Genomic DNA, 237 nt, shown 5'->3' with positions numbered 1-237 from the left:
CTTGTCGCGCTCTGGTTCGGCGTGCTGCCCGAAGGCGTCGCCTGCGCGCTGCTGACGGCGGCGCTGCCGCTGCTCGCCAGCGACAACAGCGCCGTGGTCGGGCGCATTCTGGCGCAGCGCAACGATATGGCGGCCGCTGTCCACGCGGTCGCCACACATAAGGATATCGGTCCGGCCGCGGTGAAGATCATCGCCGACGCGGTTCCGGCCGGGGCTCTTCTCGCCGGCGTCGCCGCG

Annotated in this window: 1 pseudogene; it reads left to right on the top strand. The window is 71.7% G+C overall.

From position 1 onward, the window contains the following. A pseudogene (locus tag HK28_RS14000) lies at positions 1 to 237 on the top strand (hypothetical protein); the annotation flags it as partial.

Source organism: Acetobacter sp. DsW_063 (assembly GCF_002153745.1).
GTDB lineage: Bacteria > Pseudomonadota > Alphaproteobacteria > Acetobacterales > Acetobacteraceae > Acetobacter.
Note: the sequence above shows the minus strand (reverse complement) of the source record. Positions and strands in the feature narration are given on the sequence as shown.